Origin of the sequence: Protofrankia sp. CiP1_Cm_nod1 (genome assembly GCF_920888515.1) — a bacterium.
Lineage (GTDB): Bacteria > Actinomycetota > Actinomycetes > Frankiales > Frankiaceae > Protofrankia.
Genome location: NZ_CAKKTM010000336.1, coordinates 1 through 13,078, shown reverse-complemented (window position 1 = coordinate 13,078; position 13,078 = coordinate 1). Strand labels below are relative to the sequence as shown.

At 71.0% G+C, this 13,078-nt stretch carries 11 protein-coding genes and 1 other RNA gene; 3 read left to right on the top strand and 9 right to left on the bottom strand.

Features of this window, described 5'->3' with window-relative positions:
• A partial coding sequence (locus tag NBX02_RS15255; protein ID WP_250291890.1) for a histidine phosphatase family protein occupies nucleotides 1–605 on the top strand: 605 nt, incomplete at its 5' end.
• A 92-nt stretch (nucleotides 606–697) separates the two neighbouring features.
• On the opposite strand, the gene NBX02_RS15250 is transcribed toward NBX02_RS15255, so the two are convergent.
• Nucleotides 698–940, bottom strand: a complete 243-nt coding sequence (locus NBX02_RS15250; RefSeq protein WP_250285256.1) for a type II toxin-antitoxin system Phd/YefM family antitoxin — start codon at nucleotides 938–940, stop codon at nucleotides 698–700.
• Nucleotides 941–1,109: 169 nt separating this feature from the next.
• Entirely contained in the window at nucleotides 1,110–1,568 is a 459-nt protein-coding gene (locus tag NBX02_RS15245; protein ID WP_250285257.1) for a lipopolysaccharide assembly protein LapA domain-containing protein, read from the bottom strand.
• Nucleotides 1,569–1,798: 230 nt separating this feature from the next.
• Between NBX02_RS15245 and rnpB the strand changes: the two genes are divergently transcribed.
• Nucleotides 1,799–2,212: RNase P RNA component class A (gene rnpB / locus NBX02_RS15240), an RNA gene on the top strand.
• Nucleotides 2,213–2,480: 268 nt separating this feature from the next.
• On the opposite strand, the gene fxsT (NBX02_RS15235) is transcribed toward rnpB, so the two are convergent.
• Nucleotides 2,481–4,460 (bottom strand): FxSxx-COOH system tetratricopeptide repeat protein, encoded by a 1,980-nt coding sequence (fxsT, locus tag NBX02_RS15235; protein WP_250285258.1) that lies wholly within the window; start codon nucleotides 4,458–4,460, stop codon nucleotides 2,481–2,483.
• A 196-nt stretch (nucleotides 4,461–4,656) separates the two neighbouring features.
• Between fxsT (NBX02_RS15235) and NBX02_RS15230 the strand changes: the two genes are divergently transcribed.
• The gene (locus NBX02_RS15230; protein ID WP_250291888.1) at nucleotides 4,657–5,211 is read left to right on the top strand and encodes a copper chaperone; all 555 of its coding nucleotides are present in this window, start codon (nucleotides 4,657–4,659) and stop codon (nucleotides 5,209–5,211) included.
• A 64-nt stretch (nucleotides 5,212–5,275) separates the two neighbouring features.
• Here the strand turns inward: NBX02_RS15230 and NBX02_RS15225 are convergent, their stop codons facing one another.
• The 6 genes from NBX02_RS15225 to NBX02_RS15200 all read right to left on the bottom strand — a co-directional run.
• Complete coding sequence (locus NBX02_RS15225; protein ID WP_250291886.1) at nucleotides 5,276–6,538, bottom strand: S1 family peptidase; 1,263 nt, start codon at nucleotides 6,536–6,538, stop codon at nucleotides 5,276–5,278.
• Nucleotides 6,539–6,901: 363 nt separating this feature from the next.
• A complete protein-coding gene (locus NBX02_RS23265; protein WP_445548451.1) occupies nucleotides 6,902–7,129 on the bottom strand; it encodes a hypothetical protein in 228 nt (75 codons plus the stop codon).
• Nucleotides 7,126–7,353 (bottom strand): antitoxin, encoded by a 228-nt coding sequence (locus NBX02_RS23260; RefSeq protein ID WP_445548452.1) that lies wholly within the window; start codon nucleotides 7,351–7,353, stop codon nucleotides 7,126–7,128. The genes NBX02_RS23265 and NBX02_RS23260 overlap by 4 nt, the downstream gene beginning before the upstream one ends.
• Before the next feature lie 354 nt (nucleotides 7,354–7,707).
• Entirely contained in the window at nucleotides 7,708–10,662 is a 2,955-nt protein-coding gene (gene fxsT / locus NBX02_RS15210; protein ID WP_250291883.1) for an FxSxx-COOH system tetratricopeptide repeat protein, read from the bottom strand.
• Nucleotides 10,663–11,134: 472 nt separating this feature from the next.
• Nucleotides 11,135–11,782, bottom strand: a complete 648-nt coding sequence (locus NBX02_RS15205) for a fasciclin domain-containing protein (RefSeq protein ID WP_250291881.1) — start codon at nucleotides 11,780–11,782, stop codon at nucleotides 11,135–11,137.
• 170 nt (nucleotides 11,783–11,952) lie between these two features.
• Nucleotides 11,953–13,078 (bottom strand): molybdopterin-dependent oxidoreductase (locus NBX02_RS15200; RefSeq protein WP_250291879.1); only part of this gene is annotated, 1,126 nt, incomplete at its 5' end.

Sequence of the window (13,078 nt, the reverse complement as noted above, 5' to 3'; positions counted from 1 at the left end):
CCGTGCTGCTGCGCCACGGGCAGACCCCGATGTCGGTGGAGAAGCGGTTCAGCGGCACGCTGGACGCCACCCTGACCGACGTCGGCCAGGCGCAGGCGCTCGCCGTGGCGGGGCGGCTGCGCGACGTCCCCTTCGACGCGGTGTACTGCTCGCCGCTGAAACGGGCCCGGCAGACCGCGGACGCCCTCGGCCGGGACTACCTGGTCGACGACGACCTGCGCGAGACCGACTTCGGGACCTGGGAGGCCCTGACCTTCGGCGAGGTCCGCCAGCGCTTCCCGGACGAGCTCAACGCCTGGCTGGCCGACCCGTCGGTCGCCCCGCCCGGCGGGGAGAGCATCCTCGCCACGATCCGGCGGGTCACCGCCGCCCGCGACCGCGTCCTGGCCGCGCACCCGGGCAGCCGGATCCTGATCGTCTCGCACGTGACCCCGATCAAGGCCCTCACGCAGCTGGCGCTGGACGCCTCGCCCGCCGTCCTCTACCGGCTTCACCTCGACCTGGTGTCGCTCTCCACGATCGACTGGTACTCGGACGGCCCCGCGGTGCTGCGCGGCTTCAACGACGGCATCCACGCCGCCCACCTGGTCGAGCCGGGCCAGTAGCCGCGCTCCCGGCGATCCGCCCGAGGCAACGAGCGGCTCGGACGACAGGAAACGACGGGAAACGACAGGAAACGACAGGAAACGCCGACTGGCTACGTGCGGACCTCACCGGCGAAGGCGGCTCGCAGGTCGGTGTGCGCCGCTTCGAGATCGTCCGCGAAGGCGGGGTCTGCCGCGTACTCACGCAGGGCCTCTCCGAGCCGGTCGGCAACGGTATGCCGTTCCGGCACGAACCGGCCGACTGCCACGCCGTCACGCGTGATCACTACGGCCTCTCCGTGCTCGACCGCATCAAGCAGCCCGGCGAAGTTACGGGCCGCCTGGGTGGCAGTCATCGTCCTGATCGATACGGCCTATCAGACCTGATATGTATATACGTAACGAGGTCTGGAGCGGCTGCCGAGGAAGCGGGCCGTCCGAGACCGCGCTCACGGCTGCGACGCTCACCCTCACAGCTCCGATCCGGGCGTATGTCTGGTTCGGGGGCCGGGCCGGGCTGTCCGGTCAGGGTGTCCGGGACTGCTGGGCCGGGTGCCTGCCGCGGCGGTACTGGCGCAGTTCCTTCCGCACCCTGATCTGGGTGATCAGCCCGATCAGCAGCCCGATCAGGAGGCCGGCCGCCGTCGCGGCGGCGAGCGCGCCCGCGAGCGACATGTTGTGGGTCGAACCGAACAGCCAGATGTCCACCCGCTGGTTGTTCTGCACGACGAAAACGATCACGGCGATCGCCAGCAGCAGGACGAGGACGGTGATCGCATAGGTGGAGTAGGCGACACCGCGCCGCCGCTCGGCCGGTACGGGCTCGGCGGGTGGGACCGGTCCGGCGGGCGGGGTGGGCGTGGTCGGGCCGGTGCCGCTCGCCCCGGGCACGCCGGTACCCGGTGACCAGGCTCCGCCGGCAGGCGGGGGCTGTGTCGGGCGAGTGTGGTCGATCTTCTTGGTGGGCTCTCCAGGCGTTGTCACGGCCGATCCCGTCCCTCGTCTCCCTGATGGTGCCTGATGGTGCCGTCTTCCAGAATGATGTTGCCTCGCGGGCGGTGGCTGTGCCGGGCGCGGTGTAGCCGCTGATGCCGCGCTGTCCCGGCATCGCCGCTGCCCTGGCACCGCCTGTTGTCCTGGCACGAAGTATCCCCGTCCTGGGTTACCGGGGCAGGCCGGGACGGGCCGTCATGGCATATGCTGACGGTCACGGATGAGTCGGCCAGGCGGTCGCGTCGGTTCCGCTCCCGCGGAGCCGCCGAGGAACGTCCGGGCTCCACAGGGCAGGGTGGTGGGTAACACCCACCCGGGGTAACCCGCGGGACAGTGCCACAGAAAACAGACCGCCGGCGTCCTCGGGCGCCGGTAAGGGTGAAACGGTGCGGTAAGAGCGCACCAGCGCCCGGGGTGACCCGGGCGGCTAGGTAAACCCCACCCGGAGCAAGGTCAAAAGGTCCTGGAGCCTCTTGGGGTTCCGGGGCTGCGCAGGCGTTCGAGGGCTGCCCGCCCGAGCCTGCGGGTAGACCGCTGGAGGCTGCCGGCAACGGCAGCCCGAGATGGATGACCGCCAGCCGGAGCCGTCTCACGGCCCCGGCCCACAGAACCCGGCGTACCGGCCGACTCATCCGCCCCACAGCCCCTGAGCTGGGCAGACAGCAGTTCCCGCGATCGTGGCCCGTACCTGGCCCGCGGGAGCGCCGAGCACGGAATCGACGGCCCGGCGCTGAACGAGGAGAGCACAGCGCGGAGGGTGCGGGCGGGGCCCCGCCCGCCCTTCATCGGCGCGTTCGACAGCGCTCGCGACGACCTGTCCGAGCAGGGTGGACGAAGCTGACCGGCCTCTCGGCCTGCCAGCGACGAGACCACCTGTGGTCACCGTCCGAGGAGTTTTCTGATCTATCCCGAGCGTTCCGCAGCACCGGTGGCAGCGGCCAGGTTCCCCCTGATCGTGACGACCAGCGGATGGTCAGGACCGAGAACCCGCAGACTGTCGGCGAGCGCCTGCTCGTACAGGCCGATGGCCTGCGCCACCCGCCCCGCCGTCTGGTAGGCGCCGGCGAGGTTGTTGCGGGAGGTCAGGGTGTCGGGGTGGTCGGGGCCGAGTCTGGTCTCGGTGAGGGCGAGTCCGCGACGTAGGTAGGGGAGGGCCGTGTCCGGCCGGCCGTGATGCGCCAGATAGCTGCCGGTGCGGTCACACAGCCACGAGACCACCGGGGCTGTCCGTTCGTCCCAGCCGCCGTCGTCATAACCGTCCAGCACGGCGCGGACGTGCGGCAGCAGGGAGCGCCAGCGGGGCCAGCCCGCCGGCTGCTCGATGTCGGTGGGCAGCGCGGCCCGTAGCAGCCGGAGCAGGGTGGCCGCCGTCGTCATCCGACCCTCGGGGCTGATCCCGGCCCGGGTTGCGGCCGCGATCAGCCGGTGGGTCGTCACCGCCGGCCCGTCCCGGCGGGTCAGGCCGTAGTCGACCAGCGCCCCGACCGTCTCCGCCCACGCCAGCCGGTCGCCGGCTGCCGCCCGCAGGGGCCCCGCTGGGAGTTCCTCCACCCCGTCGACGAGCAGATCGACCGGCAGCGGGTCCGGGGCGGCCACCGCGCACACCTCCAGCAGGGCGACCGCCGCTGGCGCCGTGGTCCGCAGCCGCTGCACCGACAACGCCCACAGGTTCCCCACGGTGATCCCCGGCCGGTCCGCCACCCGGCCCCGGGCCAGCAGGTCCTCCAGCCGGCCGGCCAGCAGCTCGGCATACTCCTCCGGCGGCATCCCGGTCTGGACCAGGTAGCCGGCGGCCTGCTCCACCGCCAACGCCAGATCCCCCAGCAGCGCGCAGATCCGCCCGGCCACCGCCGGGTCGATCCCGCCCACCCGGGCGGTCAGCAGGCCGACGGCCTCGGCCCGGGTCAGTTCCGCTACCTCCACCGCCGGGCCGAACCCGTCCAGCCCGCCGCGCCGGGAGGTCACCAGCAGCCGGCCGGCCCCGTCCACCGGCCGTAACGGGCCGACCACATCCGGGTCCTCGACATTGTCGAGGAGCAGCAGCCAGCGCAGCCGCTGACGGCGTAACGCGGCCAGCACCGCCGCGATCTCCGCGCCGTCGGGCAGGCCGAGCGCGACCCCGAGCGCGGCCACATGGCCCGGGATCAGGTCCGGGTCCTGCGCCGGCACCCACCACACCACATCGAACCCGCCGGCATGCCGGTGGGCGTACTCCACCGCCAGCGCGGTCTTGCCCACCCCGCCAAGCCCGCGCAGCGCGCACACCGCGACCGCGCCCGAGCCGGCCAGCTGCCGGTCGACCGCGGCCAGCAGATCGCCCCGGCCGACGAAGTGCGCCAGCCGGGGCGGGACGTTCCACACCGCCGGCAGCTCCGGTGGGAACACCGGCCCCACCGAAGCCGCCGAGGCTGCCGGGCCCGCCGGGCCGCCGGGGAAGTCCGGTTCGGTGGCCGGCTTCCCCCGCTCACCCGCGGCAGCGGCAAGCAGCGCGCGGCGGGCGGCGTCCTTGTCGACCCCGAACAGGTCCACCGCGACGATCTGACCGAGCAGACCGGGACGTTCACACTCCTCGATCCGGAACACCAGCAGCTTCCGGCTCCGGCCGAGCGGATCGTCCTTCCAGGCGGCCTGCCACTCCGCCGCCGCGTACACCGATGTCAGATAGGCCGCCGAGAGCACCGCGACCGTCCGCTCCGCAACCTGGGCGGCCTGGTGCATCTCCTCCACGAACCCGGCCCCGGCCCCGAAATCCCACGCCTGGATCAACGTGGTGTAGCCGGCTGCCTCCAACGCCCAGGCGATCCACTCCGCCCACGCCCGGTCCCGCCCGGTATAGGACACGAAGAAATCCCGGCGAGCGCCCACCCCATCCCCGTCACCCACCGCACCAGCATCCCACTCCGCCCGTACGGACCCGAACCCACACACAGTCGGCAGCACGACGACGCGCGCGATCCGCGGGGCATCCCCGGCCGGCACGGACGAGAACCCGTGATCGTCGCCAGAACCGGTAATTCCCCAGGGGCTGTGCTCAAGTAATTCCCCAGGTGGCCCGTGATGTGGATGTCAGCTGGTGGTCGTGGCGGCCTGGACAGTCATGTCGATGGCGATGATGCTGCCGGTGGCGCTGCCGGCCATCCGCCATGTCGCCCTCAACAGCATCCGGGAGCGGCGGGCCCGGGCGATGACCGTCTTCGTCGCCACCTACATCGCGGTCTGGGCCCTGTTCGGCCTCGTGGCCCTGCTCGGCGTGCGCGCGGCCGTCGACGTTGCCGGCGTCGGCGGCCGGGCACTGCTGCTGGCCGCGCTCGCGGCCGCGGCGCTCTGGCAGGCCGGCGGGGTCAAGCGCCGGAGCCTGGCCCAGTGCCGGCGCACCGTGCCGCTGCCGCCGGTCGGACGGCGGGCGGACGTCGCGTGCGTGCGGTTCGCGTTCCTGCACGGCAGGCGATGTGTGCTCTCCTGCTGGCCGTTGATGGTTCTCATGGCCGTCGTCGAGCACGGCGCCGTCGTCTGGATGATCGCGTTGGCCGTGGTCGTCTCCGCCGAGGAACTGACCCGTGTCGGCCGCCGCCTGCCGGGCCTGTCCGCCGTCGCGCTCACCCTGACCGCGGCGTTCCTGCTGCTCAGCGGGTGAGGAGCGGCGGGCTGACGCGGCAGCGGACGCCCCTCACCCGTCCACCGGGCCCGGGCCGAACAGGTCAGGAGCGCGACGTGACCTCCGGCCACGGTGTGCCCGGGTCGCCTTCGGGGCCGTGGCCGTCTGGTGCGTAGCTGCGGAAGGCGGCATGGTCCGGGCCGGTCCGGGTCGTGTCCTCGCCGGTGGTGGCGGGCGGGCCGGGGCTGACCAGGTCGCCGCGCAGCCGGATGTCGAACGGGACCGCGAGCGCGAGCCGAGGCCCGCCACCGACGGTCTCGGGAGCCCGCTCCGGCGGGGCGACGGCCGTGGGCGGGCTGGCCGGGCCGGCCGGGGCGGCGGAGATCCGGTCGAGGAGGGCCTGCTGCTCCGGCGGGAGGGGCTGGGAGCGGAGGAAGGCCAGCAGCCGGCTGATCCGGATCCCCTCGTTGACAAAGCCGCCGAGTTCCCTGTGGTCCGACGCCTGGACGGCGGCATGGTGCAGCGCGACGATCTCCCACTGGTCGTTGAAGACCGGCGAGCCGGATGATCCGGGCTCGGTGTCCGTCTCGTAGTGCAGGAACAGGTCGAGCAGGTCCACGATCCGGTTCTCCCGCAGCGCGACCTGCTTCTTCCCCCCGCCGGGATGCTGGATAATCGTGACGAAGTCCCCGACGATGGCTTTGCCCTCCCCTTCGAACAGCCGGTTGAACCCGAACCGGGCCAGCTCCGCCGGGGCGGCCCGCACCGCGACCAGCGCGAAGTCCAGCCGCTGGTCGGCGACGAAGAACCGGGCCGGGTCCAGCGCGAAGGGGACGGGTGCCAGCGGCCGGCCGTCGGGCGCGTCCTGATAGTCGAATTCGACACCGCTGAACCCGGCTGTCCGGGCGTCGGGGAGCACATGATGATTGGTCAGCAGCAGCTCCGGGGAGACCAGGCTGCCGGTGCCGTAGCCGGCCAGCCGGCCCCGCCCGTCCCGGATGACGACCCGGCCGACCGACCGCGCGGCGGCGACACCGCCTTCCAGGTAACCGACCCCGAGCAGGTCGTTCGTTACCAGGATCCGTTCCAGGACGGCGCTCGCCGCCGCGGTGGCGGCTGGTTCCCCGGCGGCCACCGCGGCCGGGCTGACCGGCCGCACATCCGGGTAGAAACGGGCCAGCCGGTCGATCCGGGTCGCCACCCGGGCCGGCTCGTCCGCCCGCGCGATTCCGCCTGGCTCCCGCAGGACCGCGATTTTTTCGTGGCGCTGTTCGCTTCTGTCCGCCACCCGGGCCGCGACCGCGGCCCGCAGCTCGGACGGTACTTCCTCCACTGGCACCGTGGACGGCGTTTCCTCCACTGACATTGTGGCCCCCGCAGGTCGTCGGAAACTGGGCCGGAACGACACGCCGGCCCATCGGGAAAAGTCGCTGACAAAATTGCAGAAAAAGCGGCGCACGGGCTATCGCGGAGAAAATCCTGTCGCGGCGCGGGCACCTTTGGCGCAACAGTTCCGTGCGCGCCGCATGTCACCCCCCGGGCCGCCCTGCCATGCTGTCAGCCGACGATTCAAGAGTAAAGAAGGCCCCACGGCGGCGTCAGTACATTTTACACACCGGTTCTTTTTTTGTGCACCGCATGTCACTTACCCCGACGGGGCCCGGGCAACGGCCCACCCGCCCTCGTCCCGCGCCGCCCGGGAGCACCCCCTGAATCCCCGTCCGGCGCGTCAGCGGTGGCGCATGACGGCTGCCGCCGGCGCGACACTCCCGCCCCGCCCGCACTGGCCGTCGGGACTGATCAGGCGGACTCGGTCGTTGCCCCGGTCCACCTCGGTGATCGGGCAGGTCGCAAAGCTAGCGGCGGTGTCGGCAAGCCATGTTTCGGCGGCGTCATGATGGACGTGGTCGCTGACAATGAGCGCGATCAGGACGTTGGCGTCCAGAAGAGTGGTCACTGATCGTCGTCCAGGGCGCGGACGTCCTCGGTCGTGATGATCCTGCCGAGGCGGACCAGGGGGAGGCCGGTTCGTTCACTGCGGGATATCTCCGTCGTCTCACCGTGTCCCAGACCGCGACGTATGAGATCGGCGACCGTCTCGCTCAGTGTCCGTGAGGTGTCCCTGGCGATCGACATGGCCTGCCTGTGAAGATCATCTTGGATGTCGATGGTGGTACGCACATCATCATCACATCTGCGCATCATGATGCCGATCATTGTCGGGCAGCCGCCGGGTCGACGAGACGTGGCCGTCGAGCTCTCCGGCATTGGAACGGACATTTTCGATCGTCCACTTTGGTCATCTGCCGGATGGGCCGGCGGTTGCGGCCCCGCATCACACTCGTAGGTGGAAACCGCTGCCACCATGACGGTTTCCACCTACGGCTTCCGCTGCTGTAGGTGGAAACCGTCGCTACCGTGCCGGTTTCCACCTACAACTGGGGCTTCTGGCGGATGTTGATTGTGTCCGGGTGGTTCTCGTCGAGGATTTTCTGTGATCGGGTGAGTATGTCGTCGACGTGTGGCGCGGGCTCTTCAGTGGTTGCCCTGGATTCGTAGGATGTCCGCGAGGTTGTGGGCGGCGGTGATCGTGTCCGGATGGTTGTCGCCGAGGATGCGGCGGCGCCGGGCGAGCACGTCGTCGAAGATCTCCTGCGCTTCGGCATAGTGGCCCTGCAGCCGTAGGGTGACCGCGATGTTGCGCATGGCGGTGATCGTGTCCGGGTGCTCCTCGCCGAGGATGCGCTGTGATCGGGCGAGTACGTCGTCGAGCATCGTCCGTGCTTCGGCGTGGTCGCCCTGTGCTCGTACCGTCAACGCGAGGTTGTGGGCGGCGGTGATCGTGTCCGGATGGTCGTCGCCGAGGATGCGGCGGCGCCGGGCGAGCACGTCGTCGAGCATCCTCCGCGCCTCGGCGTGGTGGCCTTGTGTCCGTAGCATGACGGCGAGGTCGTGTACGGCAGTGATCGTGTCCGGGTGGTTCTCACCGAGAATGCGTCGCCGTCGGGTGAGTACGTCTTCGATGCCGGCCTGTGCCGCGCTGTGCATGCCCTGCACGCGCAACAGGCCCGCGAGATTGGCCGCGGCGATGATCGTGTCCGGATGCTCCTCGCCGAGGACGCGGCGCCGTCGGTCGAGCACGTCGTTGAACATTGTCCACGCCTTGGCATAGTCGCCCAGCAGCCTCATCGTGAACGCGAGATTGGCCGCGGCGGTGATCGTGTCGGGGTGGTCGTCGCCGAGGATGCGGCGGCGCCGGGCGAGCACGTCCTCGAACATGCTCCGGGCTTCGGCGTAGTCGCCCTGTACCCGTACCGTGAACGCTAGTTCGTGTATGGCGGTGATCGTGTGCGGATGGTCCTTGCCGAGGATGTGGCGCGACTGGGTGAGTACGTTCTCGAACCTGGTCCGGGCTTCGTCGTAGTGGCCCTGCATCCGTACTGTGAACGCGATGTTGCGTGCGGCGGTGATCGTGTCCTGATCGTCCTTGCCGAGGATGCGGCGGCGTCGGATGAGCACGTCGTTGAACATGATTAGGGCCTCGGCGTAGTTACCCTGCGCTCGTACTGTGCGCGCGAGACTGCCCAGGGCCGCGATCGTGTGCAGATGATCATCGCCGAGAGTGGACGACCAGCGGGTGTGAGCGTCGAGTCCCAGGCTGTGGCTGCCCGGGTAGTCGCCGCGTGCCCGCAGGTAGCGGACCAGGCGAATGATCATACTGCGGCTGTCCGGGTGATCGTCCTCCACGAGGCCGGTCGCGACGGCATGGGGGTGGATGCGGGCGTAGCGGGGCCAGCTGTCAGGACGGTTCCGGTGCGGCGGATGCCCGGCGGCCAGCAGCCGGTGCACGGCCGTACGCAACCGGGGCCGCAGCGCGGCGGGTGTGTCGTCGCGGAGCACGGCCTGCATCAGCCGGTGCATGACCACCGTGCCGTCGACATGCCGGACGACCGCCAGCCGCGCCAGCCGGCCGGCGGTCTCCGGCAGCCGTACCTGATCGGCCGCTACCTCCCGTAACGGATCGGGCAACAACTCGGCGGTCTCGGGACGGACGAGATCAGCCGGGATCGGTTCCGGGCCGAAGTGCGCCCACAGCCGGGCCAGCATCACCACCGCCGGGTCGTCCACACGGTGCAGTGCGACCGTCCACGTTGCCGCGACTGGCTGCACACCGTCCGGCGCACCCTTGGTCAGGAGCACCCGCCGGGGTCCGCTGGCCCCGTCCGGCGACCCGTCCGGCCCTTTCCTGGCCGTGTGCGTCCGTAGCTGGTCGACAAGAAGATCGGCATACTTCGCGGGTGCCATCCCGGTTTCCGCCAGCCACGCCCCGGCCTGTTCCAGCGCCAGTGGCAGGTCCCCGACCACGGCGGCGATCCGTGCCGCGTCCACCTCGCTGATCGTGGGGACGCGGGAGCGTAGCAGCCCGACCGCTTCCGGCCGGGGCAGCACGTCGACCTCCACGGTGCTGGCCAGCCGGGACCACTGGCTGTCCCGTGACGTGATCAGAACATGGCCGTGGCTGAACTCCGCCGCTTTCAGCACACCGAACGGATCGGCCGGCTCGGCGGCGTTGTCCAGGATCAACAGCCAGTTCTGGTAACGGGAGCTGTGGCGCAGCAGTTCCAGCGCCGCCCGTGCGGATTCCTCCGCCTGCCCGGCCACCCCCACCTTCAGCCGCTGCGCCAGCGCGGCCAGCGCGTCGACGACCAGTTCCCGTTTCTCCGCCGGCACCCACCACACCACGTCGTAGGCATGGAAGTGCCGGTAGGCGTATTCCACCGCCAGCTGGGTCTTCCCGACCCCGCCCAGGCCGTGCACCGCCTGTGGCCGCACCGCCTGTGGCCGCACCGCCTGTGGCCGCACCGCCTGTGGCCGCACCGTCGTCACCCGCTGATCGAGCAGGCGGGCGCGCAACTGCGACAGTTCCTCCTCCCGTCCGGTGAAGTGCGGATTCCGCGGCCATGCCAGTGACAGCACCCGCGGCCCCGGAAAACGCGGGCCGCTGTCCTCCTCGGCTGTCGGACCTGGGAACGGTGGTGTCACCGACGGGCGCGCACTACCGGTCAGTGCCGCGTCGACCGTTGCCGCCAGCCGGGCCGTCGCCGTCGCCTCGTCGATCTCGAACAGGTCCGTACAGACGATCTTACTGAAGGGCTCCGGTGGGGTGAAGTCGACTACCCGCAGCGGCAGCAGGCGTCGGTTCCGCCCCAGTGGATCCGACCTCCATGCTGCCTGCCACTGTGCCGTACACATCTTCGAGGCAACATATTTCGGTGACAGCATCGCCACTGTACGTTTCGACCGCGCCATAGCCGCCAGCATCCGCTCCGGCAAGTGCATTCCCGGGACCACGTCCCACGCCCGCAACATCACCCGGTGCCCGGCGTCCTCCAGACGCGAGGCCACCCACTTCGCCCAGTCCTCGTCGGCCCGCGTGTACGAAACGAAGAAATCCCACTCGGACCCGTCATCGCCCCCGTCACCGGTCACACCGACAGGATTTCACCGCAAACCGCTGTCGGCCACTGTCCGGCCACTGCCCGGGCACTGTCCGGCAGCGGACGATGGCGGGAACGGGTCGGGCCGCGGTGGGCCGGATGGCGGCGGAGCATGTGTCGGCGTGGCGGGCGTTCCCGCGCTTTCCGGCGATCCCAGTAACGGCCCGGGAGGTGGGCAGTAACGGCCCGGGAGGTGGGATTACCTCCCGGGCCGTTACTGGGAAACGTCACGATCATAAAGACGCGGCCCGGCTATCCGGTTCCGGACGATCCCCCTTCCATGTCCCGGAAGGCCGGCCGGAGCCCCCGTGAGGGCGGTCGGACACCGAGGCGCCGTCGAGCGGCGGTAGCCGGTCCTGCGATCGATGCCTGCGCGGCGTCGGCCGGATCACGCCGGCGCGTACGCGGGCCCGCGGGCCGGGCACCCACGGGCGGGCACCTACGGGCCGGGTACCTACGGCCGGTCAGGATGTGGGTGTCAGGACGCTGTCGATGATGTAGACGGTGGCGTTGGCGGTCTGGACGTTGCCGCACACCACGTTCGCGGTGTCGTTGACCTTGAACGACTCGCCGGAGCCGGACGTGGTCAGCCTGCCCTTCTCCAGGGTGGCGAAGGAGCCGTTGACGAGGTCGGCGGGAGCGGCCTTCTGCCCGACGACGTGGTAGGTGAGAATCTTGGTGAGCATGGCCTTGTCGTTGAGGATCGCGTTGAGCTGGGCTGTTGGGATCTTGGCGAAGGCGTCGTTGGTGGGCGCGAAGACGGTGATGCCCTGCGCGTTGTTGAGGGTGTCGACCAGGCCGGCCTTCTCCACCGCGGTCACCAGGGTGGACAACACCGGATTGTGGGAGGCGGCGGTGGCGACCGGGTCGCTGGCCATGCCGCTGAAGCTGCCCGCGCCGCTCGTGGGCACGGCGGAGCAGGCGGCGCCGAACGGCTGGGCCATGACCGACTCGCCGGGGGCCGTCGGCAGCGCGGCCGCGGAGGACGCGGGCGCGCTGGCCGCGGAGTCGGTGGGCGTGTCGTCACCACCGCAGGCGGTCAGTGCCAGCGGCAGGATGACGACGGCGGCAGCGGCGGTAACACAGCGGGTGATGCGGGTGAAAGCGGTCATCGTGACTCCGGTGTCAGGATTGGGCCCGTGGACCAGTCCTTGACGCGGACGGTCCCTGACTGGATGACGAGCCCTTGGTCGGCTGAGAGGTGGGCCGGTGCCCCGTGCGGTGCGGACACCGGCCACGGCGGTCCGCCCGATACGGGGCGGCAGCGGGGCAGCGGCGAGGGCTAGGTCACGCTGACCACCACCGAATGCCAGCCGGTCGCGCCGTCGGGTATGGTGCCGGCGCGCCGGTCGGTCTGGGTGTAGCCGGTCCGGTCGGTGGCGCGGACCTCGAGGGCGTGGCTGCCGGGGGTGGCGGGCCATTCCCACAGCCACTGCCGCCAGGTGTCGGCGGTGTCCTGCGCGGCGAGTGTCGCGGCGTGCCACGCGCCGCCGTCGACCCGGACCTCGACCCGGTCGATCCCCTTGTGCTGGGCCCAGGCCACGCCCGCCACCGGGACCGTGCCCGCCGTGAGGGAGGCGAAGGGCTTCGGGGTGTCGATACGCGACTCGGTCTTGATCGGTGCCTGGCTGGACCAGGAACGTCTGACCCAGTAGGCGTCGTACGCGTCGAACGTGGTCAGTTCGAGGTCGGTGACCCACTTGCAGGCGGAGACGTAGCCGTACAGCCCGGGTACGACCATGCGGACGGGGAAGCCGTGGGCGAACGGGAGCGGTTCGCCGTTCATGCCGAGGGCGAGCATCGCGTCGCGGCCGTCCAGCACGGCTTCCACCGGAGTACCGATGGTCATGCCGTCCACCGAGCGGGACACCAGCTGGTCGGCGGGGCCACCGTGCGACGGCGGGCGCACGCCGGTCTCCCGCAGCAGGTCGGCGAGGCGCACGCCGATCCAGCGGGCGTTGCCCACGTACGGTCCGCCGACCTCGTTGGACACGCAGGTCAGGGTGATGTCGCGTTCGATCAGCTCGCGTTCCAGCAGGTCCTGGAAACTCAGGCGCATCTCGTTGCGCACGCCCCTGCCGTGCAGGCGCAGCCGCCAGGTGCTGGCGTCGACACGCGGGACGACCAGGGCGGTGTCGACCCGGTAGAACGAGGCGTTCGGCGTCAGGAACGGCCCCAGCCCCGGCAGCCGCAGGTCGGCGCCGGAGGGAACCGCGGCAGCCGGTGCGTGGGGCCGCGGCAGGCGGACGGCGGTGCGTGACGCCACAGCTCGGGTGCCGCTCGATGCGTTCAACGACAGTCCCAGCGCTCCCGCCCCGGCGGACGCCGCGGCCGCCGCGGTCGCCGCGAGGACGAATCCCCGCCGGTCGAACGCGGCTGCTGGCCGCGCCGGCGTGGCTGTGGGCACA